This window comes from Lysinibacillus sp. FSL L8-0312, from assembly GCF_038003285.1.
GTDB classification, from domain to species: domain Bacteria; phylum Bacillota; class Bacilli; order Bacillales_A; family Planococcaceae; genus Lysinibacillus; species Lysinibacillus fusiformis_D.
Genome location: NZ_JBBOOV010000001.1, coordinates 4,475,304 through 4,501,121, shown reverse-complemented (window position 1 = coordinate 4,501,121; position 25,818 = coordinate 4,475,304). Strand labels below are relative to the sequence as shown.

32 protein-coding genes are annotated in these 25,818 nt (G+C 39.4%); 11 read left to right on the top strand and 21 right to left on the bottom strand.

Annotation, left to right across the window (positions count from 1 at the left end; genetic code table 11):
• Window positions 1-92: 92 nt before the first annotated feature.
• The 10 genes from MHI22_RS22420 to MHI22_RS22375 form a co-directional block, all read right to left on the bottom strand.
• A complete protein-coding gene (locus MHI22_RS22420; RefSeq protein ID WP_089932075.1) occupies window positions 93-1,541 on the bottom strand; it encodes a spore germination protein in 1,449 nt (482 codons plus the stop codon).
• A 15-nt stretch (window positions 1,542-1,556) separates the two neighbouring features.
• A complete protein-coding gene (gene sigF / locus MHI22_RS22415; protein ID WP_283778184.1) occupies window positions 1,557-2,300 on the bottom strand; it encodes an RNA polymerase sporulation sigma factor SigF in 744 nt (247 codons plus the stop codon).
• A 58-nt stretch (window positions 2,301-2,358) separates the two neighbouring features.
• Window positions 2,359-2,799: an anti-sigma F factor gene (spoIIAB, locus tag MHI22_RS22410; protein ID WP_036127935.1), complete on the bottom strand. Its 441-nt coding sequence runs from the start codon at window positions 2,797-2,799 to the stop codon at window positions 2,359-2,361.
• The gene (spoIIAA, locus tag MHI22_RS22405) at window positions 2,792-3,145 is read right to left on the bottom strand and encodes an anti-sigma F factor antagonist (protein WP_036127938.1); all 354 of its coding nucleotides are present in this window, start codon (window positions 3,143-3,145) and stop codon (window positions 2,792-2,794) included. The genes spoIIAB and spoIIAA overlap by 8 nt, the downstream gene beginning before the upstream one ends.
• Before the next feature lie 239 nt (window positions 3,146-3,384).
• Window positions 3,385-4,635, bottom strand: coding sequence for a thymidine phosphorylase (locus MHI22_RS22400; protein ID WP_089932073.1), 1,251 nt, complete (start codon window positions 4,633-4,635; stop codon window positions 3,385-3,387).
• Window positions 4,636-4,648: 13 nt separating this feature from the next.
• Complete coding sequence (deoB, locus tag MHI22_RS22395) at window positions 4,649-5,830, bottom strand: phosphopentomutase (RefSeq protein WP_340812663.1); 1,182 nt, start codon at window positions 5,828-5,830, stop codon at window positions 4,649-4,651.
• Between the two features lie 101 nt (window positions 5,831-5,931).
• The gene (gene xerD, locus MHI22_RS22390) at window positions 5,932-6,834 is read right to left on the bottom strand and encodes a site-specific tyrosine recombinase XerD (RefSeq protein WP_340812662.1); all 903 of its coding nucleotides are present in this window, start codon (window positions 6,832-6,834) and stop codon (window positions 5,932-5,934) included.
• 288 nt (window positions 6,835-7,122) lie between these two features.
• Window positions 7,123-7,587 (bottom strand): ferric iron uptake transcriptional regulator, encoded by a 465-nt coding sequence (gene fur, locus MHI22_RS22385; protein ID WP_004232171.1) that lies wholly within the window; start codon window positions 7,585-7,587, stop codon window positions 7,123-7,125.
• Window positions 7,588-7,708: 121 nt separating this feature from the next.
• Complete coding sequence (locus MHI22_RS22380; protein WP_036127953.1) at window positions 7,709-8,221, bottom strand: hypothetical protein; 513 nt, start codon at window positions 8,219-8,221, stop codon at window positions 7,709-7,711.
• Between the two features lie 53 nt (window positions 8,222-8,274).
• Window positions 8,275-8,832 carry an NUDIX domain-containing protein gene (locus MHI22_RS22375; RefSeq protein ID WP_036127956.1) on the bottom strand — a complete coding sequence of 186 codons (558 nt, stop codon included), beginning with the start codon at window positions 8,830-8,832 and terminating at the stop codon, window positions 8,275-8,277.
• Between the two features lie 76 nt (window positions 8,833-8,908).
• Here MHI22_RS22375 and MHI22_RS22370 point away from each other — a divergent pair, with 76 nt between their 5' ends.
• The gene (locus MHI22_RS22370; protein WP_036127959.1) at window positions 8,909-9,808 is read left to right on the top strand and encodes an aldo/keto reductase; all 900 of its coding nucleotides are present in this window, start codon (window positions 8,909-8,911) and stop codon (window positions 9,806-9,808) included.
• Window positions 9,805-10,284 carry a VanZ family protein gene (locus tag MHI22_RS22365; protein ID WP_036127962.1) on the top strand — a complete coding sequence of 160 codons (480 nt, stop codon included), beginning with the start codon at window positions 9,805-9,807 and terminating at the stop codon, window positions 10,282-10,284. Before MHI22_RS22370 ends, MHI22_RS22365 begins: the two co-directional genes overlap by 4 nt.
• Window positions 10,285-10,705: 421 nt before the next feature.
• Here MHI22_RS22365 and MHI22_RS22360 read toward each other — a convergent pair whose 3' ends face one another.
• The 3 genes from MHI22_RS22360 to MHI22_RS22350 form a co-directional block, all read right to left on the bottom strand.
• Window positions 10,706-11,212 carry a GNAT family N-acetyltransferase gene (locus MHI22_RS22360; RefSeq protein ID WP_271912580.1) on the bottom strand — a complete coding sequence of 169 codons (507 nt, stop codon included), beginning with the start codon at window positions 11,210-11,212 and terminating at the stop codon, window positions 10,706-10,708.
• 179 nt (window positions 11,213-11,391) lie between these two features.
• Window positions 11,392-11,658: a YqkE family protein gene (locus MHI22_RS22355; RefSeq protein ID WP_036127968.1), complete on the bottom strand. Its 267-nt coding sequence runs from the start codon at window positions 11,656-11,658 to the stop codon at window positions 11,392-11,394.
• 22 nt (window positions 11,659-11,680) lie between these two features.
• Complete coding sequence (locus MHI22_RS22350; protein ID WP_080717167.1) at window positions 11,681-12,865, bottom strand: acetyl-CoA C-acetyltransferase; 1,185 nt, start codon at window positions 12,863-12,865, stop codon at window positions 11,681-11,683.
• Window positions 12,866-13,072: 207 nt separating this feature from the next.
• Here MHI22_RS22350 and MHI22_RS22345 point away from each other — a divergent pair, with 207 nt between their 5' ends.
• On the top strand, window positions 13,073-14,044 hold the full coding sequence (locus MHI22_RS22345) for an alpha/beta hydrolase (RefSeq protein WP_036127977.1): 972 nt from the start codon (window positions 13,073-13,075) through the stop codon (window positions 14,042-14,044).
• 584 nt (window positions 14,045-14,628) lie between these two features.
• Here the strand turns inward: MHI22_RS22345 and MHI22_RS22340 are convergent.
• The 3 genes from MHI22_RS22340 to sirA all read right to left on the bottom strand — a co-directional run bounded on the left by MHI22_RS22340 (window position 14,629) and on the right by sirA (window position 16,020).
• Complete coding sequence (locus MHI22_RS22340) at window positions 14,629-15,099, bottom strand: S-ribosylhomocysteine lyase (protein WP_036128043.1); 471 nt, start codon at window positions 15,097-15,099, stop codon at window positions 14,629-14,631.
• Between the two features lie 145 nt (window positions 15,100-15,244).
• Window positions 15,245-15,463, bottom strand: coding sequence for a YneF family protein (locus MHI22_RS22335; RefSeq protein ID WP_004232154.1), 219 nt, complete (start codon window positions 15,461-15,463; stop codon window positions 15,245-15,247).
• A gap of 98 nt (window positions 15,464-15,561) precedes the next feature.
• On the bottom strand, window positions 15,562-16,020 hold the full coding sequence (gene sirA, locus MHI22_RS22330) for a sporulation inhibitor of replication protein SirA (protein WP_170829784.1): 459 nt from the start codon (window positions 16,018-16,020) through the stop codon (window positions 15,562-15,564).
• Between the two features lie 306 nt (window positions 16,021-16,326).
• On the opposite strand from sirA, the gene MHI22_RS22325 reads away from it, so the two are divergent.
• The 5 genes from MHI22_RS22325 to MHI22_RS22305 all read left to right on the top strand — a co-directional run bounded on the left by MHI22_RS22325 (window position 16,327) and on the right by MHI22_RS22305 (window position 19,778).
• On the top strand, window positions 16,327-16,683 hold the full coding sequence (locus MHI22_RS22325) for a lmo0954 family membrane protein (protein WP_036128044.1): 357 nt from the start codon (window positions 16,327-16,329) through the stop codon (window positions 16,681-16,683).
• Between the two features lie 16 nt (window positions 16,684-16,699).
• On the top strand, window positions 16,700-17,338 hold the full coding sequence (locus MHI22_RS22320) for a PspA/IM30 family protein (protein ID WP_036128047.1): 639 nt from the start codon (window positions 16,700-16,702) through the stop codon (window positions 17,336-17,338).
• 112 nt (window positions 17,339-17,450) lie between these two features.
• Window positions 17,451-18,134 carry a cell wall-active antibiotics response protein LiaF gene (liaF, locus tag MHI22_RS22315; protein ID WP_036128050.1) on the top strand — a complete coding sequence of 228 codons (684 nt, stop codon included), beginning with the start codon at window positions 17,451-17,453 and terminating at the stop codon, window positions 18,132-18,134.
• Window positions 18,131-19,171, top strand: coding sequence for a sensor histidine kinase (locus MHI22_RS22310; protein WP_036128054.1), 1,041 nt, complete (start codon window positions 18,131-18,133; stop codon window positions 19,169-19,171). Before liaF ends, MHI22_RS22310 begins: the two co-directional genes overlap by 4 nt.
• Complete coding sequence (locus MHI22_RS22305) at window positions 19,146-19,778, top strand: response regulator transcription factor (RefSeq protein ID WP_271913544.1); 633 nt, start codon at window positions 19,146-19,148, stop codon at window positions 19,776-19,778. Before MHI22_RS22310 ends, MHI22_RS22305 begins: the two co-directional genes overlap by 26 nt.
• A gap of 92 nt (window positions 19,779-19,870) precedes the next feature.
• Here the strand turns inward: MHI22_RS22305 and MHI22_RS22300 are convergent, their stop codons facing one another.
• From MHI22_RS22300 to MHI22_RS22290, 3 genes are all read right to left on the bottom strand, one after another.
• Entirely contained in the window at window positions 19,871-20,032 is a 162-nt protein-coding gene (locus tag MHI22_RS22300) for a hypothetical protein (RefSeq protein WP_271912569.1), read from the bottom strand.
• Window positions 20,033-20,079: 47 nt separating this feature from the next.
• On the bottom strand, window positions 20,080-22,074 hold the full coding sequence (tkt, locus tag MHI22_RS22295) for a transketolase (RefSeq protein WP_058843965.1): 1,995 nt from the start codon (window positions 22,072-22,074) through the stop codon (window positions 20,080-20,082).
• Between the two features lie 124 nt (window positions 22,075-22,198).
• Entirely contained in the window at window positions 22,199-22,432 is a 234-nt protein-coding gene (locus tag MHI22_RS22290) for a DUF896 domain-containing protein (protein ID WP_036128062.1), read from the bottom strand.
• A gap of 186 nt (window positions 22,433-22,618) precedes the next feature.
• Here MHI22_RS22290 and MHI22_RS22285 point away from each other — a divergent pair, with 186 nt between their 5' ends.
• Together MHI22_RS22285 and def are read left to right on the top strand one after the other, a co-directional pair.
• A complete protein-coding gene (locus MHI22_RS22285; protein ID WP_058843964.1) occupies window positions 22,619-23,140 on the top strand; it encodes a GNAT family N-acetyltransferase in 522 nt (173 codons plus the stop codon).
• 268 nt (window positions 23,141-23,408) lie between these two features.
• Complete coding sequence (gene def / locus MHI22_RS22280) at window positions 23,409-23,984, top strand: peptide deformylase (protein ID WP_271912563.1); 576 nt, start codon at window positions 23,409-23,411, stop codon at window positions 23,982-23,984.
• Window positions 23,985-24,022: 38 nt separating this feature from the next.
• On the opposite strand, the gene MHI22_RS22275 is transcribed toward def, so the two are convergent.
• Together MHI22_RS22275 and yneA are read right to left on the bottom strand one after the other, a co-directional pair.
• Window positions 24,023-24,688: a YneB family resolvase-like protein gene (locus MHI22_RS22275; protein ID WP_036128073.1), complete on the bottom strand. Its 666-nt coding sequence runs from the start codon at window positions 24,686-24,688 to the stop codon at window positions 24,023-24,025.
• Window positions 24,685-24,999 carry a cell division suppressor protein YneA gene (yneA, locus tag MHI22_RS22270; protein WP_036128077.1) on the bottom strand — a complete coding sequence of 105 codons (315 nt, stop codon included), beginning with the start codon at window positions 24,997-24,999 and terminating at the stop codon, window positions 24,685-24,687. The genes MHI22_RS22275 and yneA overlap by 4 nt, the downstream gene beginning before the upstream one ends.
• A gap of 166 nt (window positions 25,000-25,165) precedes the next feature.
• Between yneA and lexA the strand changes: the two genes are divergently transcribed.
• Complete coding sequence (gene lexA / locus MHI22_RS22265) at window positions 25,166-25,783, top strand: transcriptional repressor LexA (RefSeq protein WP_004232118.1); 618 nt, start codon at window positions 25,166-25,168, stop codon at window positions 25,781-25,783.
• Window positions 25,784-25,818 lie beyond the last annotated feature (35 nt).

The following is a 25,818-nucleotide window of genomic DNA, read 5'->3' as shown; positions in this document are numbered from 1 at the left end:
CCTACTTTTTCTTGAATGAAAATAATTTTTGCAAAAATCACAAAATACTATATGTGAACTTTATCACATGAAAAAAACGAGTGCAACGGCTCCTATGATCTTTTTCGCTGTTTGGAAGCGACTACATAAGGTCTTAATGCATCGGAAGTCATTGGGAAACGAATGATGACACGAAGCATTGCCGTTGGGAAGAATGGAACAAGCGGCCATAAATAAGGTGCCTGCATAGGTCGTAATGAACATAAATACGTAAACAATAAAAATAAGCCAATAAATAAGCCATTGACACCCCAGAGACCCGTTATAATTAATAACAGCAACCTAAAAATTTTGATCGAGATACTGAGTTCATATGATGGAATGATAAAAATAAGAATAGCTGCTACTGCTGTATAAAGAACTACCTCCGCAGAAAATAATCCTACATCAATAGCAATTTGACCAATGATTACCCCCGCAACCAATCCCATCGCAGTCGATAATGGTGACGGAGTATGAATGGCGGCCATCCTTAAAAATTCAATACCTATATCTGCAATCAATATTTGCAATAATAATGGTACATGCGATTTCTCTTCGGTGCCTAAAAAGGATAAGGCATCCGGCAGTAAGGATTCATTTGTAGCAAACACATACCACAATGGTAATAAAAGTAAACCCATGACAGAACCAAAATACCTCATAAATCGCACAAACGTACCAACTGTTGGTGCCTGTCGATATTCCTCCGCATGCTGTAATAAATGAAATATAGTAACAGGTACTAAAATCACGGATGGAGAGGTATCGACCAATATCGCTATATGCCCTTCAAGCAGATGCGCTGCTGCAATATCAGGTCGTTCCGTATAGCGTACAAATGGCACTGGATGGAATTTTTGCTTAAAAAGCCATTCTTCTAATGATTTATCGGCCATCGTCAAGCCATCGTGATTAATTTGTCCAAGGCGCTGTCGTAAATTTTCGAGCATATCTTCATTGGCAATATCCTTCATAAACGCGATCGCCACGTCGGTTTGGCCGATTTTGGATATTTTATGTAGCTCGAAACGTAAATTACTATTGCGAATTCGCCTACGTATTAAAGCCGTATTTTGAGAAATTCCTTCTGTAAAGCCATCCCGCGAACCACGAATTACCTTTTCATTATCTGGCTCTTCTGGAGAACGTCCTGGATAATTCCTCAGCTCTGCAACGTAGCAATAGCCACTTTTAGTAATAAAGGTGACTTGTCCACTTAAAATGGCTAATAAATAGGCTTTTCGCTCTGTTTCCTCTGAACGCCCATGGAAATTAAAATAGGACTCAAAATATTCCTTCTCATCCTCCACATCAATGTCAATGTCTTCATTTGGAAGCATGCTAGAGAGTAACTGTGTTAAAGCTTCTCCGTCCACAAGCCCGCTAATATATGCACAAAGGACCGGCAAATCCTTGACAAATAAGTGTTTAATACCAACGTCAAATGATTCGCCGTCACCAAAATGTTCAATAAGAAAATCTTCGGCTTCTTCTAAGCTGTTAAATAATTTATTTGTCATGCTGTCACCATTTTCTTAGATGTCTTTTTTTATAGCTTCCTGCTCCACGGTAGCGCTTGTAGCCATCCAACTTTTCAGCTGGGCAAGGATTTTTTTCTCTAAACGAGACACTTGTACTTGTGATATCCCTAACCTATTCGCAATTTCTGTTTGCGTGCAATCTGAAAAATAGCGTAAATAAATAATAGACTGCTCTCTCGGTTCAAGTCTCGTGAGTACTTCCTTCAATGGGATATAATCAAATGGTTGCTCAGATTTTTCATCTTTCATTTGGTCCATCAATGTAATGGAATCCCCTTCACTTTCATACAATTGCTCATGAAGAGATGCTGGATCTCTCAGCGCATCGGATGCTGTGACAATTTCCTCCGTTGTCACACCAAGTACCTGAGCAAGTTCTTGAATGGTTGGTGGATGTTCATTTTTCTTAATAAATTCATCTGTAGCATGACGAATTTTAAAATTTAGCTCACGAATAGAGCGACTCACCTTCACCATGCCATCATCCCTCAAAAAGCGTTGAATTTCACCAATGATCATAGGGACTGCATAGGTTGAAAACTTCACATCATAGGTTAAATCGAATTTATCTACAGATTTCATCAGCCCTATGCAGCCAATCTGGAATAAATCCTCAAGCTCAACACCTCTCGTTGTAAAACGTTGAACAATGGACCACACAAGTCTCGTATTGCCTTCTACCATTCGTTTACGAGCCTCATGATCGCCCTGCTGTGCGCGTGCAATTAAATCACGCATTTCCTCCTGAGACAATAGCTTATCGGACGACTGTTCTAGCGGCTTCACTGTCTCAACCTCACATTACCGCTGTGCGAACTGTGTAAAATTTCTTCGTAAACGTTACAGTTGTTCCTTCTTGCCATTTAGACATTACTGTTAGCTGATCTGAAAAGCTATCCATAATGGTGAAGCCCATACCCGAACGCTCCATCGCACTTTTCGTTGTAAATAATGGCTCCATCGCTCGACTAACGTCCTCAATTCCTATTCCTTTATCCATGACAGATACCGTTACAATGTCATCCTCACGTTTTGCATGAACTGTAACAACACCCTTACCATTTTCTTCATAGCCATGAATAATGGCATTGGAAACCGCTTCAGAGACAACTGTTTTAAACTCTGATAGCTCATCAATAGTTGGGTCTAATTGTGCAATAAAACCTGTAACAGCCACACGGGCTAAGGCTTCATTTTCACTAAGTGCTAAAAATGTTAATGTCATTTCGTTATCCATTTACAATCCCCCTTACGCGATCAATCGCTTGTTCCTCTGTTGCATCCATCATCCATGGCCCTAATCCTGAAAATTGAAATACTTTTCGCATTGTTGGCGATGGATTCAATAAAATAGTTCGCCCAGCAACTGCTTCTAACTCACGCATTCGACCAAGCACTAAGCCAACGCCTGAACTATCCATAAAGGAAAGCCCTTCTAAGTTCCAAATGATGGTCGTCACAGTGCCTTGAAAAATTGCTGTAGAAATTTTCGCTCGAATTTGTTCTACTGCATGGTGATCGAGCTCCCCAAACAAACGTATAACGACAGTCTCTCTTGTGACCATTTCTAATTGATAATGCATGAACATCGCCTCCTCCTCGTGCAATTCCACATTCAATGCAATGAATCCTTGCGGCTGACAGAACTAGTGCAAAGTCTTCCGAAATAGTGTCTAATCGACATACTTATAGCTTTTTAGGTTAAGTGCAGTATGGGATAAATCTACATTTTCTAAACGCCATTGCTAGCTAAAGTTTAACGATCCTTAGAACGCAAAAAAGCGAGAGCTCACTTAAAGTGAGAGCCCTCGCTAACGAATCTTTATGCAATTGTATATGCTTGCTGTATTTTATTGATTGTCTCTTCAACAATTGGTTGATTGGCATATAAATAAGCAATCGTGTCGCCATGATTGACATGGTCACCTTTTTTAGCAATCAGCTGGATGCCTGCATCATAATCAAGTACCGATTCCTTCGTTAATCGTCCAGCACCTAGACTGACACTCGCTTCACCTACTAATAACGCATTAATGGTTTCCACAGTGCCCTCTGCAACAGCTGTCACTGCTACTTTATGAGCGGTTTCATTTTGGACAATATCAGAAACTACGCCACCTTGTGCAACAATGAACTCCTCAAATTTTGCAGCAGCAGAACCATCAGCAAGCACGCGCTTAACCTCAGCGGTCGCTTCCGCTTCATTCACGCCAGCGGCAACTTGGTACATTAAGGAAGAAATAACAATACATTCATCCAACAAATCTTCATGCGTTTCTTCCAAGCGTCCACTTAATAAGGCATACGCCTCTACAACTTCAAGTTTATTGCCAATCATTTTTCCTAAAGGATTATCCATATCACTAATATGTGCGACAACTTTACGCCCAAGTTTTTCTCCAATGGCCGTCATTGTATCCGCTAAAATCTGTGCTTCTTCTTGCGTCTTCATAAACGCACCTGAGCCGCATTTTACGTCAAGTACAATACCATCTGCACCACTTGCAATTTTTTTACTCATAATCGACGCAGCGATTAATGGAATAGAATCGACAGTACCTGTCACATCACGTAATGCATATAATTTTTTGTCGGCTGGTACAAGATTCCCTGTTTGTCCGGCAACTGCAATTTTATGCTGATTGACATTGTCAATAAACTCCTGTGATGAAAGCTCTGTTTTGAAGCCTTCAATGGATTCAAGTTTATCGATTGTTCCACCTGTAATGCCTAAACCCTTACCGCTAAATTTCGCCACAGGGATTCCTAAAGAAGCGATAATTGGTGTGACAACAAGTGTGACCTTGTCACCAACTCCTCCTGTAGAGTGTTTATCGATTTTAAAGCCATCAATAGACGTTAAATCAATAACATCCCCTGATTCGATCATGGCCTTTGTTAAATAAAATGTTTCATCATCAGACATACCTAGTAAGCGTATAGCCATTAAAAGTGAACTTGCTTGATAATCTGGAATGGAACCCGTCGTATAGCCTTCAACAAAATACTGAATTTCAGCTTGAGATAGCTCTATTCCTTGTTTTTTCTTTTCAAACAATTGAACCATATTCATACGAAAAACCCCCTTATTTCAAATCATGTAAGAAACTTTTGCCGAATGGTGGTGCTTCTACACTAAAGTTTTCAGCAACTGTTGCTGCAATATCCGCAAAAGTTTCACGCAAAGCTAGTTCTGCTCCACCATTGAAACGTGGTGAATAGACAATTAACGGTACATATTCACGTGTATGATCTGTTCCATGGAAGGTTGGATCATTTCCGTGATCGGCAGTAATGATTAATAAATCATCCTCTGACATCGCTTCTGTAATTTCTGGTAGGCGTGCATCAAATTCTTGTAGTGCCTGTCCATAGCCTAATGGATCACGACGATGACCAAAGTTGGCGTCAAAGTCCACTAAATTTAAGAAGCTCATCCCACGAAAATCACGGCGGACAACCTCTGCAAATTGATCCATACCATCCATATTATTTTTTGTGCGTACCGAATCAGTGACACCTTCACCATTGAATATATCTGAGATTTTTCCAATGGCAATGACATCTAATCCTGCGTCCTTTAAAACATTCATTGTTGTACGACCAAATGGCTTCAATGCGTAGTCATGTCGATTGGCAGTACGTGTGAAGTTGCCTGGCGTACCAACAAATGGTCTTGCAATGACACGTCCTACTAAATATTCAGGCTGTAATGTTAATTCACGCGCCATTTCGCAAATTTTATATAATTCTTCTAATGGAATGATTTCCTCGTGAGCAGCAATCTGTAAAACAGGATCGGCTGATGTATAAACAATAATCGCACCTGTTTCCATATGTTCCTTACCGAAATCTTCAATCACTTGTGTACCGCTTGCTGGTTGATTGCACAGTACTTTACGACCTGTACGTTGCTCTAACTCAGCAATAAGCTCCGCTGGAAATCCTTCTGGATACACCTTAAATGGTTTATCGATATTTAACCCCATGATTTCCCAATGGCCTGTCATCGTGTCTTTGCCGACAGATGCTTCTTGCATTTTACCGTAGTATGCTTTTGGCTCTGTAGCCGCGTGCATACCTTGCAATGATTCAATATTTGCTAAACCAAAGGACTCCATCACTGGCATTGTAAGCCCATTCATTTTTTCAGCGATATGTCCTAATGTATGTGCACCAACATCACCAAAATTGGCTGCGTCTGGCGCTTCACCTATACCTACTGAGTCCATGACAACAACATGGATTTTGTTAAACGGTTTATTCATAATGGTTGCCTCCTAATCTCATGACTCTATTTTACCAAAAAAATGCGAAAAATAAAGGTCAGACATCCGACTAAAATATAATTTTTACTTATTGAAGAGTTTTAAGCACGTGGATGGAATTGCTTATAGACCTCAGATAATCTTGTTTTACTAATATGTGTATAAATCTGCGTTGTAGAAATATCTGCATGACCAAGCATCTCCTGCACCGCTCGTAAATCAGCGCCATTTTCGACCAAATGAGTAGCAAAGGAATGACGCAATGTATGTGGGGTTAATTCATGTTGGATGCCTGCCTTTAAAGCATGCTCCTTCATTAATTTCCAACAACCCTGCCTTGTTAAACGTTTCCCTCTTTGATTAATAAAAAACGCATCTGTTTTTGGGTGCTTTCCTTGCAACTGACCACGAGCACCGTTTAAATAGGCATTAATCGCCGAAAGGGCATTTTTGCCAAGTGGAATAATTCGTTCCTTCCCACCCTTCCCAAAGACACGGACAAAGCCCATCGTTAAATGAATATCGGCTAAATCCAGTGCAATGAGCTCACTGATGCGCATGCCAGATCCATATAGTAACTCTAGCATGGCAAGATCACGTATACCTTGTGGCTTATTTCGATTCGGAGCTGTTAGTAACGCTTCGATTTCTTCAATAGATAGGATATTCGGTAGCTTTTGCTCAATAGTTGGCATTTCTAAATGAACAGTCGGATCTGTTTCTGCACGCTTTTCTCGCAGTAAAAATTGATGGAAGCTCCGGATAGAAGAAATATGACGGGCAACGGTACGGCTTGTCTTCCCTTGTGCTCGCAATTGCTCTAAATGCCGCAAAATAGTTGTTCGTTCCACACGGCTAAAATCAGCCATCCCCTCTGCTTCCTGCAAAAAATGCACATAGCTTTCTAAATCACGGCGATAGGATGCTAATGTATTAACAGATAACTGCCTTTCCACCTGAATAAAATGGATATAGTCCTCTACTGCATATTGAAATTCATTCATCATAACGCCCCCTCACTGTCAATTATTCTCTATTTTATCATGGCCTTAAGAAATGTGCTAAAGCCCCCTCTATTCGACATAATCCAACCATATTATCGTTACATTATAATTAATCCAAGGCCACTCTACTTAAATGTGTCCAAGTTATTAATAACTCTTTCATTAAGCTCGTCCGAGGAAACTTCTGTTCTTACACTTCGCTTTCGGAACAAAACATTTGCCGCCTCAAAAAAAACAAAAAACTGCCCGATTCAATCTATACTTAAGATTAAAACAGACAGCTTTTTGTTATTTTTCTTCATTCGATTCGTCGTTTTTATCATGACAGCGCCAGCATATGCCGTGGAAAGTTAGTCGGTGATCTTTTATAATAAAGTTCCAACGTTTTTCAACAACGGCTTCCACATCTTCAAGTAAATCTTCTTGAATTTCATCAACAGCACCACATTCGATACAAACAAGATGATGGTGGAAATGGGCAGCTCCCTCTTGGCGTAGGTCATAGCGCGATACGCCATCGCCAAAGTTGATTTTGTCGACAATTTTGAGCTCAGTTAATAATTCTAACGTTCTATAAACAGTAGCTAGACCAATCTCTGGTGCTTTTTCTTTTACTAAAAGATAAACATCCTCAGCACTTAGGTGGTCCTCTTCGTGCTCAAGCAAGACAGCAACTGTCGCTTCTCGCTGCGGCGTCAGCTTGTAACTAGCACTATGCAGCTGTTTTTTTATACGATCAATTCGGCTCTCCATGTGACGCCCCCCTAAACTCTTTCCATTATACCAAAGGAGTAAATCCTATTACAAGATAGTGAATAGATTTCTAACATGCTTCTATTTTTTATCTGATCACAATTTCTGTCCATTCAATCCTTCATTTTAACACATAAGCAATAACAATAAACTCAGCAACTATTATGATGAAAAATGCGATAAAATTCAACAAAATTGTTCGACCAGATACTTGTTTCCCGATTTTTCGCTTGGACCAAGCGGGTACAAGTAAATTGCATAGGACTAGCAACAATATACAATAGATGAGCTGAAATGGAAACCACCAAATCGTATAAAGCCAAAAAGCTTCAAGTTTTTGTAATAAAAAAACAGAACTAAAGCCAAAAAAAGTGGCACGTATGGCTACTGTCACACGCACTAAAACTTTTAATACGCTATGTGTTGCTAGTAATAATACAAGACCTATAGAAATAGTGACAGGCAGTACTAAACGAAAAATGGAGTGCCTGTCCCCATCTGCTAAACGAGGCTCTATAAATAATATAAATGGTTCCGCTTTCGGTCCACCAATAATATGAAAGAAAATAACGCCGCAAACAAAACTTACTGCAATGATGGAAGCGTGATAAAAAATAGACACCGTACGAGACATAAACATGCTCCTTTTCTATCAAGGTTTGTACAGCTTATGCTCGTCCGTCTCTATTATGCTAAAAGATTATTTTCTAAATTTGCAGCCAGCCAGAGTACTGCAAATGCCGTTTTAGCATCATATATACGCTGATCTGCCACCATTATTTGTGCTTCTTCCAACGAAACTTCTAATAATTCGACAAATTCATCCTCATCTAAATCTGCTTTATTATCTATTGTATATAATTCCCTCGCTACAAACAAATGAATAACTTCATCCGCAAAGCCTGGTGATGTTGCAAATGTTTGTAAAAAAGTCAGTTTATGCGCTCCATAGCCTGTCTCTTCCTCTAATTCACGACGTGCTGTCACCACTGGCTCCTCACCAGGTTCCAGCTTCCCTGCCGGAATTTCAACGATTGAACGTTCAAGCGCTTTACGATATTGTTCTACCAACACTAGTTTCCCCTCGTCCGTAACGGCAATAACTGCTACGGCACCGGGATGCTTTATGATTTCACGTTTCGCAACCTGTCCATTTGGTAAAGCTACCTCATCAATTTGTAGTTTTATTATTCTTCCATCATAGATTGGTGTTGTTGTCGTTGTTTTTTCCTCAAACTTTTTCACTGACGATAACCTCGCTTGTTCTTCAGATATGTTCATTGTACCATTACAAGTAGAGAAATCGAAGGAGGACGATCATATGAAAAAAAGACAGCTTGGCATAAGTGAATTGTTTATTTCAGAGATTAGTTTAGGAGGCATGTCTCTTTCGACAGATAAAAAGCAAGCAGCTGCCATTGTCGATATGGCATTAGATGCCGGGATTAATTATATCGACACAGCGGATTTATATGATTTTGGTGCAAACGAAGAAATCATTGGTACAACGTTAGGTAAACGTCGTCATGATGTCATCCTAGCAACAAAGGTAGGAAACCGTTGGACAGAAGGCGTCGATGGTTGGCATTGGGACGCATCCCCAGACTATATTAAAGAAGCTGCCTATGCTAGCTTACGACGACTAGGTACAGACTATATTGATGTCTATCAATTACATGGCGGCACAATCGAAGATGATTGGGATGGAATTATTGACACATTTGAAGGACTTAAAAAAGAAGGGCTCATTCGTGAATATGGCATTTCTTCTATTCGTCCAAATGTATTGCAGCGATTTTTACCTGCAAGCTCAGCTAAAAGCGTTATGATGCAATATAGTGCTCTAGATCGTCGCCCTGAAGAATGGTTTGAGTTTATTGCAAATCAAGGTGCATCTGTTGTAACACGTGGCACAGTGGCAAAAGGCTTATTAACAAATAGCTGGCAACAACGTCTACAACAGGTCAATGGTTTTAACGGCTATACGGCAGAGGAATTAACAGCATCGTTAACAGACTTAGCTTTACAATATGATGATTTACATGCGCTGGCCATCGCCTTTAATTTGAAAGAGCCTACGATCGCTTCAACGGTAATTGGGGCAAGCTCACAACAACAGCTAGCTCAAACGCTAGCTGCCTATGAAAAAATCAACGTAATCACAGATTTTAATGCAGCCAATAAACTGACTAAAAATGAGCAGTATCAAGAACACCGATGAAAAAATGGCTGGTCTTCATCATCTGTCTTGTCATATTAGTAATCTCCTCTAGTATGACCTATGAGCAACAGAGTATCCTACCAGAATTAGAAGATCTACTTGCCAATAAACCTTTTGAAAAACAACTATCTGTTTTAAAAATTCCCTATTGGGGAACCATCGTTTCCGTTGAAGAACGTGGTTATTTTCCATTTGTAGAGTTTTTAATTCGTAAATTGACACATTTTATTGGGTTTGGATGCATTGCACTTGGTCTGTATTTTGCTTGGGGAAAAAGACATTTTGCAGCAAGTATTGCCATTGCAGGAACAGCTACAATTGCTATCATTGACGAATTTCGTCAAAGCTTTACACCAGGTCGCACAATGAGCTTCCAAGATGTCTTGGTCGATACAGCTGGAGCCATTGTTTTTGTGAGTATCGTTGTTGCACTGAGAAAAATACTTAAAAATAAAAGACAAAAGGCATTACCGTAGCCTTTTGTCTTCATTGTGTTGAATAACAAAATATCCATAGAATTTAAAGTAAAAAAAGGTTTGCCGCTCTACAAAAGAGTTCTCTTTTTTACAAAGGTTTCACAAATAAAATGAAGGTGTTCACTACTTTATTGATGGTAGTGGTGATTAATCGCGTCCCACTCTCTAAAAATAGAAATATTTTATTCACTACTGCTACTGACACTTTTACAGAATGGTTAATGTGGAGTGGAGCCAGCGTCACAGAGAAGACCCTGGAGCGAACGTAAGTGAGGGAAGCAGATCATCGGACGCCCCCTGAAAAGGACGCTGGCGGAACGGAACTACTCGCCTTGCTAAAAAATCTTTTTTGTGACATTACCATTTTTAACCAAAATAAAGACAAAAGGCACAATCATAGTCTTTTGTCTTAGCCATTTTTTTAAAGTTGGAATCTCCAAAAATAGAGGGAGTTTGTTTCTTTATACAAGGTAGCTCCTGCTTTTTCTAAAACTCGATGGGATGCCACATTATCTTTTTCGGTATCTGCAATAACGTATTTTACATTTAGCTGATGAAGTAACCAGTTTTGAAGAGCTATGATTGATTCTGTCATATAGCCCTGCCCCTGATAAGGAGGAAAAGTATAATACCCAATCACAACTTCCTCTTGGTCATTTGGCATACCTTTTAGCATTATGCCACCAACAGCACAATTTTTCTCTTTTAACACAAGTAACCAGTTCGTATGCCAAAGATAGTTTTGCTCATCTTCTACGACTTTGGAAAGTCTAAAATACAATGCTTGTTTAAGCTCACAATCTAAACGCCCCTCACCCATACTTAATGACAACTGCTTGGCCATTTGTTTCTCATGCTCTATTAGTAATTTTAGATACTTGGCGTTTAAAGGAATTAATCTTATTCTTTCTGTCTGTAATTCTACCATGTTGTTCTCCTAACATAATTTAATTGATACTAAACTACAATTAGGTATATGTTATTGGCAGCGTCTCCCGTTCCATTAAATTCAAAAATCTCTCTTTGTATATCGACTATAACGACATAATTTAAATGCTGTAAAAGACAAAACAGTGAACCCGCCTGTGTGAATTCACTGCTTTATTTTTAAAATTTAGAGCCTTTATCGCCGTATTCGTTTAGTAATTCTTCAAACGATTTATTTTTTTCACGTTGTTTGCGTTCAAACGCTAATTTTGCTTGACGTTCTTCCTCTGCCGCCTGCTCTTTGGCTGTTAAATCTTGCTTCGCCGCTTTTAATTTTGCGAGCACATCGCCGCCAAGCTGATCCGCTAATGTGACCGCCTCTTGCTTAGGTAGGCTAGCTGTCATGCTATTGTCAGTGCGTTGCTGCTGTTTTCGTTTCTTTCCCATTACATTCACCTTCTTATTGATATCAAGGGCGCTTTACAACAGTTGCTACGCCTTGTCCCCCACCGATACATAATGTGGCTAAGCCCGTTTTTGCGTCACGCTTTTCCATTTCATGCAATAGCGTCACTAAAATACGAGCACCACTTGCACCGATTGGATGACCAAGAGCAATAGCACCCCCGTTAACATTTAGTTTATCATGATTAAAGCTTAATTCACGATCTACAGCAATTGATTGTGCTGCAAATGCTTCATTTGCTTCAATTAAATCGATATCGTCTAAAGTTGTCTCTGCTTTTGTTAGTGCTTTTTGGACAGCTTTTACAGGACCTGTCCCCATAATAGCTGGATCGACACCTGCGCTAGCATTCGCTGTAATAATTGCCATTGGTTGAATGCCTAACTTTTGTGCTTTTTCCTTTGACATCACCACAACTGCTGCTGCACCATCATTAATACCCGATGCGTTCGCTGCGGTAACGGAGCCATCCTTTTTAAATGCTGGTCGTAGCTTAGCTAAGGACTCCGCTGTCACACCTGCTCGTGGAAATTCATCTTTATTGAAAAGAAGTGGCTCTCCCTTACGCTGTGGAATCTCGACAGCCACGATTTCATTTTCAAACTTGCCAACTGCAATCGCTGCCTCTGCACGTTGCTGAGAACGAGCCGCAAAAGCATCCTGCTCTTCTCGAGAAATTTGATACATATCACATAAATTTTCAGCGGTAATCCCCATATGATAATCATTAAAAGCACACCATAGGCCATCTTGAATCATTGTATCTACTACCTTTTGATCGCCCATTCGGAAGCCTTCTCGTGCATTTTTTAAGACGTAAGGTGCTTGGCTCATATTTTCAAAGCCCCCCGCAACAACAATCTCAGCATCTCCCGCTATAATCGCCTGTGTGGCTAAATGAACAGCCTTTAAACCCGATCCACATACTTTATTAATTGTTAATGCTGATACCTCGTGAGGTAACCCCGCTTTAATTGCCGCTTGACGAGCTGGGTTTTGTCCAAGCCCTGCCGCTAAGACATTCCCCATAATGACCTCATCTACTTGTTCTCCTGCTACACCTGCACGTGCTAACGCCTCTTTAATGACAATGCTACCTAACGTTGTCGCTGGTACGTCTTTTAATGTCCCCTGAAATGAGCCTATCGCTGTACGCACAGCACTCACGATTACTACCTCGTTTGTCATAATCATTCTCCCCTTTTCCCCGTTCAAAAATCAACACTGCATGCATATGCTACTAGCAGATATGTATATTTTAACAAATATTTTGACGATTTTCGATAATAGAAATAATCGCAGTTTTGCCAAAGATATTGTAAAATGTTGACGTGTTTTAAACAATCTTAGTTGGGAACATTACAAATAAGAAACAGCATGTGGAGGTGTTTTATGATGAAAAAGAAGATGCTTTTATTCTCTGGTATTACAACAACGCTAGCCGCAGCTGCAACAGGTCTGTTCGGCTTCGCGCTTTCCAATAAATTAATGTATATCCAACAAAAAGACCCGGAGTTTGTTCGAGAACGAGAAACGACTGCCAAGCGCTTTGATGAAGCTTGGTACAATAATAACTTGAAATGTGAACTCAATATTGATTCTCCTAATGGCTACTCAATTCGAGGCATTATGTTTCAGCCTTTGCAAACTAATAACACCATCATCATTTGTCACGGTGTCACTGAAAATAAAATAAATTCCGTAAAATATGCTCGATTATTTGAAAGACTTGGCTATAATTCAGTTATTTTTGACCATCGTCGTCATGGTGAATCTGGGGGCAAAACAACGAGTTATGGCTACTATGAAAAAAATGATCTTGATGCAGTAGTAAAGACAGTGAAAGCCATGATTGGTGAAGACGCTATCCTTGGGATTCACGGTGAATCCATGGGGGCAGCAACTATGCTACTTTATGCTGGAACAGTGGAAGATGGTGCTGATTTCTATATTTCAGACTGTGCGTTCTCCGATTTTTCCATGTTGTTGAAGCAAATCGCCAAAACCGAATTTAAATATGGCTCCATTATTCCCATTCGCTTTGCCGATTTCTTTGTTCGCCTCAGAGATGGTTACTCCTTCAAAAGTGTAACACCTGCTGAAGCCGTGACACATATTGAAAAACCAGTACTCTTTATTCACAGTATTCCTGATACATTTATTCCAGCGTCGATGTCACTAGATCTCTACAATAAAAAAGCAGGTCCCAAAAAATTAAAACTTTTTGACACTGGGGCACATGCACAGTCCTTTAATGAAAATATGGATGAATATGAGGATTTAATTCATGATTTTTTAGAAAGTTTTATTTACCAAAAAATCAATCCCGAGTCTTCCTCCTCCAATGTCATTCCATTCCATTTTTAGCACACATGAAAAAAGATCATGTCAAAGGCAGAAAAAGCAACTTTGCAAGGTGAGAGGTTGATTTCCGTTCCGCCAGCGCCCTTTCCAGGGGGCGTCCGATGAGCCGCTTCACTCACTTACGCTCGCTCCAGGGTCTCATCTGTGACGCTAAATCCCCTAGGAGTGACGCTGGCTCCACTCCAATCAACCATTCTGCAAAGTGTCTTTACTTTTTTTCATAGTAATATAGCGATTAAATAGCCCATTATTTTTAGAGGGAATAAGCTCTTATTTTCAATGTGGGGAAGTGATGTGTGACAACACCTCTCCATAAAGAGTAGTGAAGACCTTCGCCTTATTTGAAAACCTTTGCTAAAAAGGTAATACTTTTGTAGGTTGGAGTGGAAGGCTACTTGACTCCCGTGGGATAACGAGACAGGCGAGCCTCTAAACGGAGCGATAGCGGAGGAAGCGGCTCGGGACGCTCGCCCACAGGAAAGCAAGTAGCCTGCAAGGGAAATCCATTTCTACCTTCCAATTGACTGTTTTGTTTTTCAACACTAAGAAAACCTTGCGGAATTATCTCCGCAAGGTTTTATAAATGATTATTCTCCAAAAACGATATGCCATTCATCTCGTTTTGCTAAAAATTCTTCAGCTAATGATTGTGCACCTTCCAAGCTATGGCTAGCAGCCCAGCCACACTGCACCTCATTGCATGCAGGAACAGCTGTTGCTTTTGTCACATCAATAAATGTTTTCTCTAAAATAGTTAATAATTCCTCATAATCATTATGATTAATCAGTGATACATAGAAGCCTGTTTGGCAACCCATTGGACTAAAATCAACAATGTGATCAGAGTAGTTACGAATAATGTCAGCAGATAAATGCTCTAAAGAATGTAAGGCAGGCATATCCATATGCTCTTTATTTGGCTGTTTAAAGCGAATATCATATTTGTACACTTCGTCGCCATTTTGGCCCGTTTTAATACCAGCTAAACGAACATAAGGTGCCTTTACTTTTGTATGATCCAGATCAAAGCTTTCTACATTTGTCTTTTCTTTTTGCATAATACATAACCCCTTTCCGTATGGTAATTCTATTATACATAGTTTCCCGATAGAATTATATGATTTTCAAGAATTTTTTAAATACTGTAAAAAATATAAAAAAAACAACTAGTTAAGTTTGAACTAGTTGCTCTCATCATTCCGATTACTTTTGGAATTTATTCATTTGTGCCATCATTTGACGTACTTGCTTTTCAGACGGCGTACGACCCATTTGTGCCATCATCATACGAATCATTTGCTCATTAATAGGTGGGTTTTCTTTTAAATATTTCATCATAGCTTGACGAGCGAAATAGAAACCAAGTGCCGCTCCCGCTGCTAATGCGATAATTACGATAATAATCCAGCCCCATGTAGGCATACAACCAACCTCCTCCACTACAATATACCGAGAAAAACTCTCCACGCACCATTATACACCAAATGATAGCGTGTTACTATATATTGTAGTGAATTTTCCTAGTGCATTGTATACTTCATCGGCTTTAACCACCCACACTCATTATCCTGTTTATTAAAAGCAATAAACCGTTCACTCATTTTGGCAAGCATTTGAAATAAATCTAAATCTAGCATTCGCGAACCTTCACAATAAACACAAATTTTACGATCGACCAAATAAATAGCCATTTTGCCTTTTATCGGATGTTCTAAAAACAAAGCATTGCGGGCTCTTTCTAAATGTGCATATTTGGAATCAAGTTGATGTTCCAACATCGCTGCAATTTCTTCAAAACGAACAGATTCACATATATATGCAAGCTCTTTTAAGGATTTCTCGTTGGCGTCTTCACAGCCTTGCATCATCTCTAACAACTTACGCTCTCTGCCAAAAATAAATGTTAAATGCTCTTCTTTTATCTTATATATAGAATAGGTTCTCACCAGAAATCCTCCTTCGCTCAGTTTCTTTTCCATAAGTATAGCTCATCCAACCTTGTTAATTTGTCAAACGAAGGAAGGATCTATCTTCTATTTTTGTCGAAAAAATTCTAGTTTCGCATCTATAAATGACTTTATGACAAATGGTATTTTTTGATAAAACAAAATAGTTATTTTCCAAAAACAAGAAAAAACAGCTCGTTTTATACGCCAAAAACCCACTTTCGTTACAGCTTAGATGGTTCTCAGCCTCAAGACCTAGATCAAAATCAATTTCGAGTCCGTTTTAGACAATCTTGTATAGAGGTAACATAAAGGTACAAACGAAAGGAGCTAAAACAAATGAAAAAATTTCTTTTATTAACTGGAGGCGTCATCGCAGCATGTGTTGCACTTGCCTTAATAGGACCACTGGCAGGTTTACTATTCTCCGGATTATTTGTAGCACTAGGCATGCATTTCTACATGGCAAGCAAATCAACATTCGGTAAAATTTTCTGGTTTACAGTTGGTCTAATCGGTGTTCTATCAGCAGTGTCTAACATTCCAGCAATGATCGGTCTTGCAGCTATCGCTATTATCTATGTCATCTATAAAAAATGGAATGGCGAAGATGTAAAAATCCCTACAATCGAAGGGAAAAAAGAAGAAGATCCGTTTACAAACTTTGAAAAAGAATGGTCAAACTTAACAAAATAAAAAGGAGCGAAATTAAATGAATTTATTTCAACGTTTTAGATATACAGTAGAGGCAGACTTACATCAAATATTTGATAAAAAGGAACAAAAAAATCCGATTGCAATGTTAAATCAATACATTCGCGAGGCAGAAAAACAAACAGAACAAACAGGTAAATTATTAGAACGACAAGGGCAATTAAAAGAAAAGCTAGAGCAAGAATATAAGCAAAATGCTGAATTACTAGCTAAACGTGAAGCCCAACTAACATTGGCAACAACTAGTGGTGAACAGGATTTAATTGATTTCGCTACAGATGAAGTAACGGCTTACACAGCTCGTAATCATACACTACAAGCGAGCATTGAATCGAGTACACGTGAATACTTCGAGCTAGAGCGTAAATTCGAAACAATGAAGCATAAAATTAAAGATATGAAAGTACGTCAATTACAGCTGATGGGAAAAGAAAATGTAACACGTGCTCACCATCAAATGGACGGCATGATTGCCAAAAACAATAAAACAAATTTTGAAGATTTAGAAGCCTATATCGATAAATTAGCTTACCAAATCGATAAAGATCATGAGGTAACAACTTTCGAGGCAAGACTGGCAGAATTAGAAAAAAAAGCAGCAGAAGATCACTCACCACTGCTAATTGAAAATAAATAACATGTTATAATGAAAGCAATGCGCCAACTTTATAAGGCGCATTCTTTCACGTTTAAAAATAGAGGGTCCCATTCCCTCTCTTATACTATTAGTAGAAGGAAGGGTGACCCTCTTGCAAAATTTCACAACAAATAAGCTCACGTTTTGGGTACTATGCTTCTTTTTACTCGTCTTTGTAGAGCTTACTATTTTTAATAATGGCGGAGCCTTCTGTTTATTGATTGGGGCAGTACTTCTTTATTTAAGTTTTTCCAAAAAAGTTCGTTTTTTTAAATGGACAGGAATTTTCTTCATTGCTATTGCTTTGTTTACCATGTGGAGCCTACGTTTATTCGTCGTCATCATGCTCTTATATATGCTTTATCAATACCTACAACGAGAAAACGAACCAAAGGTAGTCGGTGCAGAGCTTTTTGAAAAGCTTCCTACAACTAAAAATGACTTGATTGGCACAATGCCAGCACCTACAGAAGCGTACAAATGGCAAGATGTACAAATTCAACGCCTTGCAGGAGATATTACGATTGATACAACACAAACAATCTTACCTGCTGGCACTAGTCTCATTACAATTCGCCAAGGGATCGGGAAAGTTCAAATCTATATTCCCTATGAAATCCCTTTCCGTTTACAGTATACGACGTTATTTGGTGAGCTTATCTGCTTACATAAGGGGCCACAACGCATCTTAAATGAAAGTATTACTTTCGCTGACGGCAACCCTGAGGATGCTAAACGCGTTTTAATTATTCATGTCGCAACCTGGCTGGGAGATTTGGAGGTGCTACGAAAATGATTGCCTTTATCTCAAGATTGTTTACGCTATTTTTCATTTTAATGAGTGCTGTTTTCGGTCTGCTTGTGGCGGTATGGGGCAATCCGGATGAAAAAACATGGGAGCCATTGTGGCAGCAGACTTACGATAATATTCCGCTAGGAGGCATCATCGTAGTTAGCCTGTTTGTACTTAGCTTCCTGTTTGCTAGCTGGATCAGCATGACTGCTCGAGCACGAGAAGCTCAAGCAACACGCATTGTGAAGCAATTAATCGAGCCTGATTTTATTTTCCCTAAAAAACAAGCACTTCCGAAATCATTAAAAAAGGCAATAGTTCAAACAAGTGAATTAATCGATACACAGCGAAAAAGCTTACAGCGACTCTCCAATGAACGGGCAGAAGCAAATGATAAAATTATTCAGGAGCGTATTATTGCTGAACGCCAACGACTTGCTAGGGAATTGCATGATTCCGTATCACAGCAATTATTTGCGGCTTCTATGTTACTCTCAGCATTAACTGAAAATGACGAAAATGCTACTAGCTTAAAACAGGTGGAAAAGATTGTTCAGCAGGCACAGCTAGAAATGCGCGCATTGCTGCTCCACTTACGACCTGTAGCTCTACACAATAAAACGCTAGCACAAGGCTTAGAGGAATTGATTATTGAACTTCAACAAAAAGTTTATTTCCATATTGAATATGAGCTAGAGGAAATGGCCTTAACAAAAGCAGAAGAAGACCATTTATTCCGTATTGCACAGGAAGCCCTCTCTAACACGCTCCGTCATGCCAAAGCAAGTGAAGTGGAGTTACTGCTTGTTGCACGAGATGACTTAGCCATTTTACGAATTCAGGATAATGGGTTAGGCTTTGATGTGGAGGCCGATAAATCAACTTCGTACGGCTTACAAAATATAGCTGAACGAGCTGTTGAAATTGGCTGCACATACAAAATTGTGTCCGTGCCTGAAGAAGGAACGATTGTGGAGGTTAAAATTCCGCTACAGAAGGAGGAGGTTCATGTCGATGATACAAGTGCTCATAGTGGATGATCATGAAATGGTACGGATTGGCGTTTCAGCCTATCTTTCAGCACAACCAGATATTACAGTTGTAGGTGAGGCTGAAAACGGCAAAGAGGCTGTGGAGCGTGCCCTTGCCCTAAGACCTGATATTATTTTAATGGATAATGTCATGCCCATCATGACAGGAGCAGAGGCAACAGCGGAAATTTTAACGGCATGGCCAGAGGCAAAAATCATGATGGTGACTAGTTTTTTAGATGACGATAAAGTCTACCCTGCTTTAGAGGCTGGTGCGGTAAGCTATATTTTAAAAACTTCTAATGCTAAACAAATTGCCGATGCTATTCGTAAAACCATAGGTGGCGAAACAGTATTAGAGCCAGAAGTCACATCCAAAATGATGCACCGTATGCGCCACGGTAATAATACGCCCCTTTACGAACAGCTCACTGACCGTGAAATGGAAGTATTATTGCTCATGGCAAAGGGTAAAGCCAATCAGGAAATCGCTGACGAACTATACATTGCCTTAAAGACCGTAAAAACACATGTTAGCAATATTTTAGCAAAGCTCGAAGTGCAAGATCGTACACAGGCCGTTGTCTACGCTTTTCAAAGTGGCCTTGCTAAATAACACCTACATAAAAAACTGCATGTCAGCATGCAGTTTTTTCATGTATTTAGAGATACTTGATTAGATCCACAATATACCTTTTCTAATTCTTGTCATGATCCATAACCATATGTCACGCTGATAGCATCAAAATCATTTTCACGAGCCCCGATCATGATAAATTGTTCCTTTGGATACTTGGCAAAATGATGCAGCACCTCTGCAATAATCTCACTTTTATCATAATGAAAAACGATAAAAAAATACCGCAACACTCAGCGAACTTAAACATCGACTGAGTGTTGCGGTATTTTAATATAAATTATAGTGCTTTTACTTTCGCTACGACATTTTCTACAGTGAATCCGTATTTTTCCATTACTAATTCACCAGGAGCTGATGCACCGAACTTGTCGATTGCAAGAACGTCACCTTCAAAGCCAGTATATTTATGCCAGCCAAATGATGCACCCATTTCAATCGCAAGACGTTTTGTCACAGCTTTTGGTAGGACAGATTCTTTATAAGCTGCGTCTTGTTTTTCAAAGCGATCCATAGACGGCATGGAAACAACTGCCACATCCACACCTTCTGCTTTTAACGCTTTCTGTGCTTCAACAGCAAGTGAAACCTCAGAGCCTGTTGCGATTAAAATAGCATCTGCTACTTCTTTTGTAGCAGGAGATACTGTGTAAGCACCCTTCGTAACACCATCACGAACTGTTTCAATAGAGGCGTCAAGCACAGGTAAGTTTTGACGAGATAATACTAAAACGGTTGGCGTTTTTTCTGATGCTACGGCAAGCTCCCAAGCTACTGCTGATTCATTTGCATCCGCAGGACGAATAACAGAGAGATTTGGCATCGCACGTAGTGATGCAAGGTGTTCGATTGGTTCATGTGTCGGACCATCTTCCCCTACTGCTATAGAGTCATGTGTAAATACATATGTTACAGGAAGCCCCATTAATGCAGAAAGACGAACTGCTGGACGAACATAATCAGAGAATACGAAGAACGTACCGCCAAATACATTTAAACCACCATGAAGAGCCATACCGTTCATTGCAGCACCCATTGCAAATTCACGAACACCAAACCAGATGTTGCGACCAGCATAATCGTCTGCAGAGAAATCGCCTGCACCCTTCATCGTTGTTTTATTGGAGCCAGCAAGGTCAGCGGAACCACCAAAGAATGAAGGAGTTTTCTTCGCAATGGCATTAATCGCGTCACCAGAAGAAGAACGTGTTGCTACAGATTTACCTGCCTCATATACTGGTAGCTCTGACGCAAAGTCCTCTGGTAATTCACCATTCATCGCTTTTTCAAATTGAGCCGCTAACTCTGGGAACTCTTCTTTATATGCAGCAAATTTAGCATTCCAAGCTTCCTCAGATTGTGCACCTTGTATTTCAGCAGCAGCATTAAATGTATCATACACTTCAGCAGGAATTTGGAATGGCTCGTGTGCCCATTCATACGCAGCTTTCGTTAAGACAACTTCATCTGTACCAAGTGGCGCACCATGTGAATCTGCTTTACCAGATTTATTTGGAGAACCAAAACCAATCACTGTTTTTACTTCAATTAATGTTGGTTTGCCAGTTGATTTTTTCGCTTCTTCAATTGTGGCATTAATGGCATCTACATCTGTACCATCAGCCACTTTTAAGTAATTCCAGCCATAAGATTCAAAGCGTTTTTGTACGTTTTCTGAGAATGACTTTTCTAAGTCACCGTCTAAAGAAATATCATTAGAATCGTAAAGTACGATTAATTTTTCAAGTTTTAAGTGACCAGCCAATGAAATAGCTTCAGCTGCTACACCTTCCATTAAGTCACCATCACCACAAAGGGCAAATGTGTAGTGGTCAACGATATCATGACCAGGTTTATTGTAAGTAGCCGCTAAATGACGCTCAGCCATTGCCATACCAACTGTCATAGCAATCCCTTGACCAAGTGGACCAGTTGTTGCCTCTACACCTACTGTATGACCGTATTCAGGATGTCCTGGTGTTAATGAATCCCATTGGCGGAAGTTTTGAATTTCTTCCATTGGTAAACCATAGCCTCCAAGATGAAGTAAGCTGTACAGAAGCATAGAACCATGACCAGCTGATAGTACAAAACGATCACGGTTATACCATTTTGGATTTGCTGGATTATGGCGTAATTGTTTTGTCCATAGCGTATAAGCCATTGGCGCCGCCCCCATTGGTAAACCTGGGTGACCAGAATTTGCTTTTTCGATAGCGTCGATTGACAAAGTTCGAATAGCATTAATTGCTAAAAGATCCGCGTGTTGAGTCATTATATTGTGACATCCTTTCTCGTCCTATATTGTTCTTTTACAGTTTAGTCAACATTGCTTTAGAAAACAATGCTTTTGTTATACTAATTGCGTTTTCATACATACTTTATTGAATTGTGTCACATTAATTTAGAAATTTATTTTTTTTAGCTTGTCTTACTTTCTCTGGTGTCACATCATTACCTTCTGCATCTACCACTTTTACATTTTCAATCGTATCTCGCATAGTCGCTCTAAACGTATCTAAGTACTCCTTGCGAAGCGCTGTTCGCTCCTTAGCCTCTGCTTCTGTTAATTGACCACTTTTGGCCTTAGCAGAAAGTTCATTAATTCGGTTAATTTTTTCCTTTGATAACATTGTTACACACCTTTCAATACCTAGCTTAATGACTTCAGTATGCAAAGTATAGCATGCTTTCCCTTAAAATGCAGTTATACCAACCCTTAATAACACTTCTTAGCCATAATTTACATGACTTCCAGATGTTAGTCGTGTATAACTAATAATAAAAGGAAAAAATTTATATTTATTGGAGGAAATTAAATGAACATCACAACACAGCGATTACTTATCCGAAAATTTGAAGCCCAAGATTGGCAGGCTGTTTATAGCTATATGTCTGATGAAACGGTGATGCATTATATGCCTGAAGGAGTTTTAACGGAAGAACAAGTCCAAAAATTTATAACAGAAAATAGCGCGGATCAAGCTAAGCATTTTGCCATTACTTTACGCGATCAACCAGAAGTTATTGGTCATTTAGTTTTTCATCGATGCTTTGGCGAACATACCTATGAAATTGGATGGGTATTGAATCCTGCTTATCAGCAACATGGCTATGCATCAGAAGCTGCTCAAGCCCTATTAGATTATGGATTTTCCAAATTGAAGCTTCATAGAATAATAGCAACATGCCAACCCGAAAATATAGCTTCTTACCGAGTGATGGAAAAGATCGGTATGCGGCGTGAAGGATTTTTTAAAAAATGTATACCGCATGGTGACAATTGGTGGGATGAATACTATTACGCAATCTTGCAAGAAGAATGGCATAGAACTCTATAAAATGACCGTGTTACATAGTAACAACATTTGGTCATTCAGTAAAAAGAGTATAAAATAAATGGCTAACACTTCAGACAAAACGGAGGGATAAACCTGAGGAGTATGATCAAAATGTTGAGAAACAAATTAGGGATAACCAAAGCTATACTTACGAAAGAATGCGGTGTTGTTAGACAGACAATTAATTGTATTGAAAATGATAAGTACGAGCCATTAGCTTTGAACATGGCTAAAGTCCTCAATAGCCGTATTGATGAGGTGTTTATGTATGACTAAATTTCTTCCTGATTCGATCATTACCATGAAAGATTTTGTGAAAGAAGACTCGGTATTATTACGAAAACAAACCGAAGAAGTGACGACACCCTTAAACCAAGAGGATCGAAATACTTTATTAGCTATGCTGCAATATCTCAAAAACAGCCAAGATCCAACGCTAGCAAAAAAATATAAGCTTCGCCCTGGAACTGGGTTGTCTGCAAATCAAATAGGTGTAGACAAACGAATGTTTGCTGTACTATTTGATCATAATGAAATGGTGTTTATCAATCCCAAAATCATAAGTCATTCCCTCAATATGATTTATTTACCTGATGGAGAAGGCTGCCTGTCGGTTAATCGACCTGTCCATGGTTTTGTGCCAAGATACGAGCGTATTAAGGTCAGAGCATATGACATTGATGGTCAAGAATTCATCTTGCCGTTTCAGGGCTATGGGGCGATCGTTGTCCAACATGAAATCGATCATTTAAATGGCATAATGTTTTATGATCGAATAAATAAAGAGTATCCTTTTCAACTACCTACTAACATCATCATCGACAGTTTGGCTTCCTATCAATAGCATTTTTTACTGTGAATAAAAAAGATTAGCAGGCGATATTATTTGCCTGCTAATCTTTCTTGATGTTCTTGGAAGCGACGATGAACAGTCGCTTTACTTACTTCAAAGCCCAACCCTCGAAGCGTGATCGAAATTTCCTCAAAGGTAAATCCACGTTTGCGTAGCTTGACAATTTCATCTACAGGTAGATCCTTTCGCTCCTGCCCATAGGGATTCCCTCGGTTCGATAAATTATTTTCAGGACGATAGCCATTTTCTACAGCGCGTCGCATGCCTCGACGTATTTTAGCATTATGGATTCTTCGTTGATACTCCTCCACGATTGCTAAAATCTCAAGCAGCATCGTGTCCATTTCATTTAGTTGAACGGGTCCTGCATCGCGCATGGAAAAAACATCTGTTGCTGATTTTTGCAATAAATGCAACACAGCCATCCTTGCGTTCCCACGTCCTAATCGTGTTTCATCTTGTACAAAAAGGGCATTAATTCCCTTTTCTTTAATGAAATCAAGCATTTCAAGCAAGCCATCGCGTTCCACATCATAGCCGCTATGCTTATCCTTAAATACACCCTTTACCTCATAGCCTTGCTCTCTAGCGTAGCGCAGCAACTCTTCCTGTTGGCGCTCTAATGAGGAGCTTTGTGTTTCTTTTTCAGTACTTACACGGCAATAGACAACAGCCGACATTTGTTTATTCATCATTGTTCAGTTCTCGCAATTTCGATAGTATGGATGGGATTGGCTTGATCACCCAATACAGGAATAACTAGAGACTTTCCTGCCACAATTTTAATATCTGCTAATTCATTTTCTGTTTTGACCAGCTTAATCCAATCATCTGTACTCATCTTACCACGGTATTGCTCTGCTAACGACCACAAGCTATCCCCATGTTCAATTTGAATTTCTGCGTAATTAACATCTCCTGGATCAGTGATGTAAAGGTATCCTGCAAATAATAGACAAGCTCCTAATAAAATGGAGATATGTGTATTTTTCTTTAACCATGTCATAGTTACAACCCCTTTTCTAGAATGTTTGTTCGGAATGTATGTTCTCATAATAAAGCGAACAAACGTTTTTGTCAAACACTTTTCGAACCTATGTTTGCATACATGTTCGCATTCTGTTATACTATCAAATAAGAAGAATGATATTAGAAAAAAGAGGTGAGCACTCATGAAAAAAGTTTCGAAAAGACAAGAGGACATTTTGGCTTTTATTAAAGAAGAGGTACGAGCTAAGGGATATCCACCATCAGTACGTGAAATCGGGGAAGCAGTCGGACTTGCTTCAAGTTCAACTGTTCATGGTCATTTAGCTCGATTAGAACAAAAGGGCTTTATTCGTCGAGATCCAACAAAGCCACGTGCAATTGAAATTTTAGAGCCTGAAGAGTCTATTCAAAAGCAGCAAGTCATTCATGTACCACTTGTGGGGAAGGTAACTGCTGGTTCCCCAATTACTGCTATTGAAAACATTGAAGAATATTTCCCATTACCAGATACGTATGGCACAAGCGAGGATCAGTTATTCATGCTAGAGATTATGGGGGAATCTATGATTGAAGCAGGAATTTTAGACGGCGATTTAGTTATTGTGAAGCAAAAGGCAACAGCTAATAACGGAGATATTGTTGTAGCCATGACAGCAGAGGATGAAGCAACGGTCAAACGTTTCTTCAAGGAAAAAAATCATTTCCGTTTACAGCCTGAAAACTCATCTATGGAGCCTATTATCGTCGATCAAGTTTCTATTTTAGGACAAGTTGTAGGACTATATCGTCGTGTACATTAATCATTTAAAGTAGGTTTTGAGGATTATGTGTTCCT

Bases quoted from the DNA above. Each gene is read 5' to 3' on its own strand.
- MHI22_RS22420 (WP_089932075.1), bottom strand. From the start codon at position 1,541: ATGACAAATAAATTATTTAACAGCTTAGAAGAAGCCGAAGATTTTCTT.
- sigF (WP_283778184.1), bottom strand. From the start codon at position 2,300: ATGCGTGATTTAATTGCACGCGCACAGCAGGGCGATCATGAGGCTCGT.
- spoIIAB (WP_036127935.1), bottom strand. From the start codon at position 2,799: ATGGATAACGAAATGACATTAACATTTTTAGCACTTAGTGAAAATGAA.
- spoIIAA (WP_036127938.1), bottom strand. From the start codon at position 3,145: ATGCATTATCAATTAGAAATGGTCACAAGAGAGACTGTCGTTATACGT.
- MHI22_RS22400 (WP_089932073.1), bottom strand. From the start codon at position 4,635: ATGAATATGGTTCAATTGTTTGAAAAGAAAAAACAAGGAATAGAGCTA.
- deoB (WP_340812663.1), bottom strand. From the start codon at position 5,830: ATGAATAAACCGTTTAACAAAATCCATGTTGTTGTCATGGACTCAGTA.
- xerD (WP_340812662.1), bottom strand. From the start codon at position 6,834: ATGAATGAATTTCAATATGCAGTAGAGGACTATATCCATTTTATTCAG.
- fur (WP_004232171.1), bottom strand. From the start codon at position 7,587: ATGGAGAGCCGAATTGATCGTATAAAAAAACAGCTGCATAGTGCTAGT.
- MHI22_RS22380 (WP_036127953.1), bottom strand. From the start codon at position 8,221: ATGTCTCGTACGGTGTCTATTTTTTATCACGCTTCCATCATTGCAGTA.
- MHI22_RS22370 (WP_036127959.1), top strand. From the start codon at position 8,909: ATGAAAAAAAGACAGCTTGGCATAAGTGAATTGTTTATTTCAGAGATT.
- MHI22_RS22365 (WP_036127962.1), top strand. From the start codon at position 9,805: ATGAAAAAATGGCTGGTCTTCATCATCTGTCTTGTCATATTAGTAATC.
- MHI22_RS22360 (WP_271912580.1), bottom strand. From the start codon at position 11,212: ATGGTAGAATTACAGACAGAAAGAATAAGATTAATTCCTTTAAACGCC.
- MHI22_RS22355 (WP_036127968.1), bottom strand. From the start codon at position 11,658: ATGGGAAAGAAACGAAAACAGCAGCAACGCACTGACAATAGCATGACA.
- MHI22_RS22350 (WP_080717167.1), bottom strand. From the start codon at position 12,865: ATGACAAACGAGGTAGTAATCGTGAGTGCTGTGCGTACAGCGATAGGC.
- MHI22_RS22345 (WP_036127977.1), top strand. From the start codon at position 13,073: ATGAAAAAGAAGATGCTTTTATTCTCTGGTATTACAACAACGCTAGCC.
- MHI22_RS22340 (WP_036128043.1), bottom strand. From the start codon at position 15,099: ATGCAAAAAGAAAAGACAAATGTAGAAAGCTTTGATCTGGATCATACA.
- MHI22_RS22335 (WP_004232154.1), bottom strand. From the start codon at position 15,463: ATGCCTACATGGGGCTGGATTATTATCGTAATTATCGCATTAGCAGCG.
- sirA (WP_170829784.1), bottom strand. From the start codon at position 16,020: ATGGAAAAGAAACTGAGCGAAGGAGGATTTCTGGTGAGAACCTATTCT.
- MHI22_RS22325 (WP_036128044.1), top strand. From the start codon at position 16,327: ATGAAAAAATTTCTTTTATTAACTGGAGGCGTCATCGCAGCATGTGTT.
- MHI22_RS22320 (WP_036128047.1), top strand. From the start codon at position 16,700: ATGAATTTATTTCAACGTTTTAGATATACAGTAGAGGCAGACTTACAT.
- MHI22_RS22310 (WP_036128054.1), top strand. From the start codon at position 18,131: ATGATTGCCTTTATCTCAAGATTGTTTACGCTATTTTTCATTTTAATG.
- MHI22_RS22305 (WP_271913544.1), top strand. From the start codon at position 19,146: ATGATACAAGTGCTCATAGTGGATGATCATGAAATGGTACGGATTGGC.
- tkt (WP_058843965.1), bottom strand. From the start codon at position 22,074: ATGACTCAACACGCGGATCTTTTAGCAATTAATGCTATTCGAACTTTG.
- MHI22_RS22290 (WP_036128062.1), bottom strand. From the start codon at position 22,432: ATGTTATCAAAGGAAAAAATTAACCGAATTAATGAACTTTCTGCTAAG.
- MHI22_RS22285 (WP_058843964.1), top strand. From the start codon at position 22,619: ATGAACATCACAACACAGCGATTACTTATCCGAAAATTTGAAGCCCAA.
- def (WP_271912563.1), top strand. From the start codon at position 23,409: ATGACTAAATTTCTTCCTGATTCGATCATTACCATGAAAGATTTTGTG.
- MHI22_RS22275 (WP_036128073.1), bottom strand. From the start codon at position 24,688: ATGATGAATAAACAAATGTCGGCTGTTGTCTATTGCCGTGTAAGTACT.
- yneA (WP_036128077.1), bottom strand. From the start codon at position 24,999: ATGACATGGTTAAAGAAAAATACACATATCTCCATTTTATTAGGAGCT.
- lexA (WP_004232118.1), top strand. From the start codon at position 25,166: ATGAAAAAAGTTTCGAAAAGACAAGAGGACATTTTGGCTTTTATTAAA.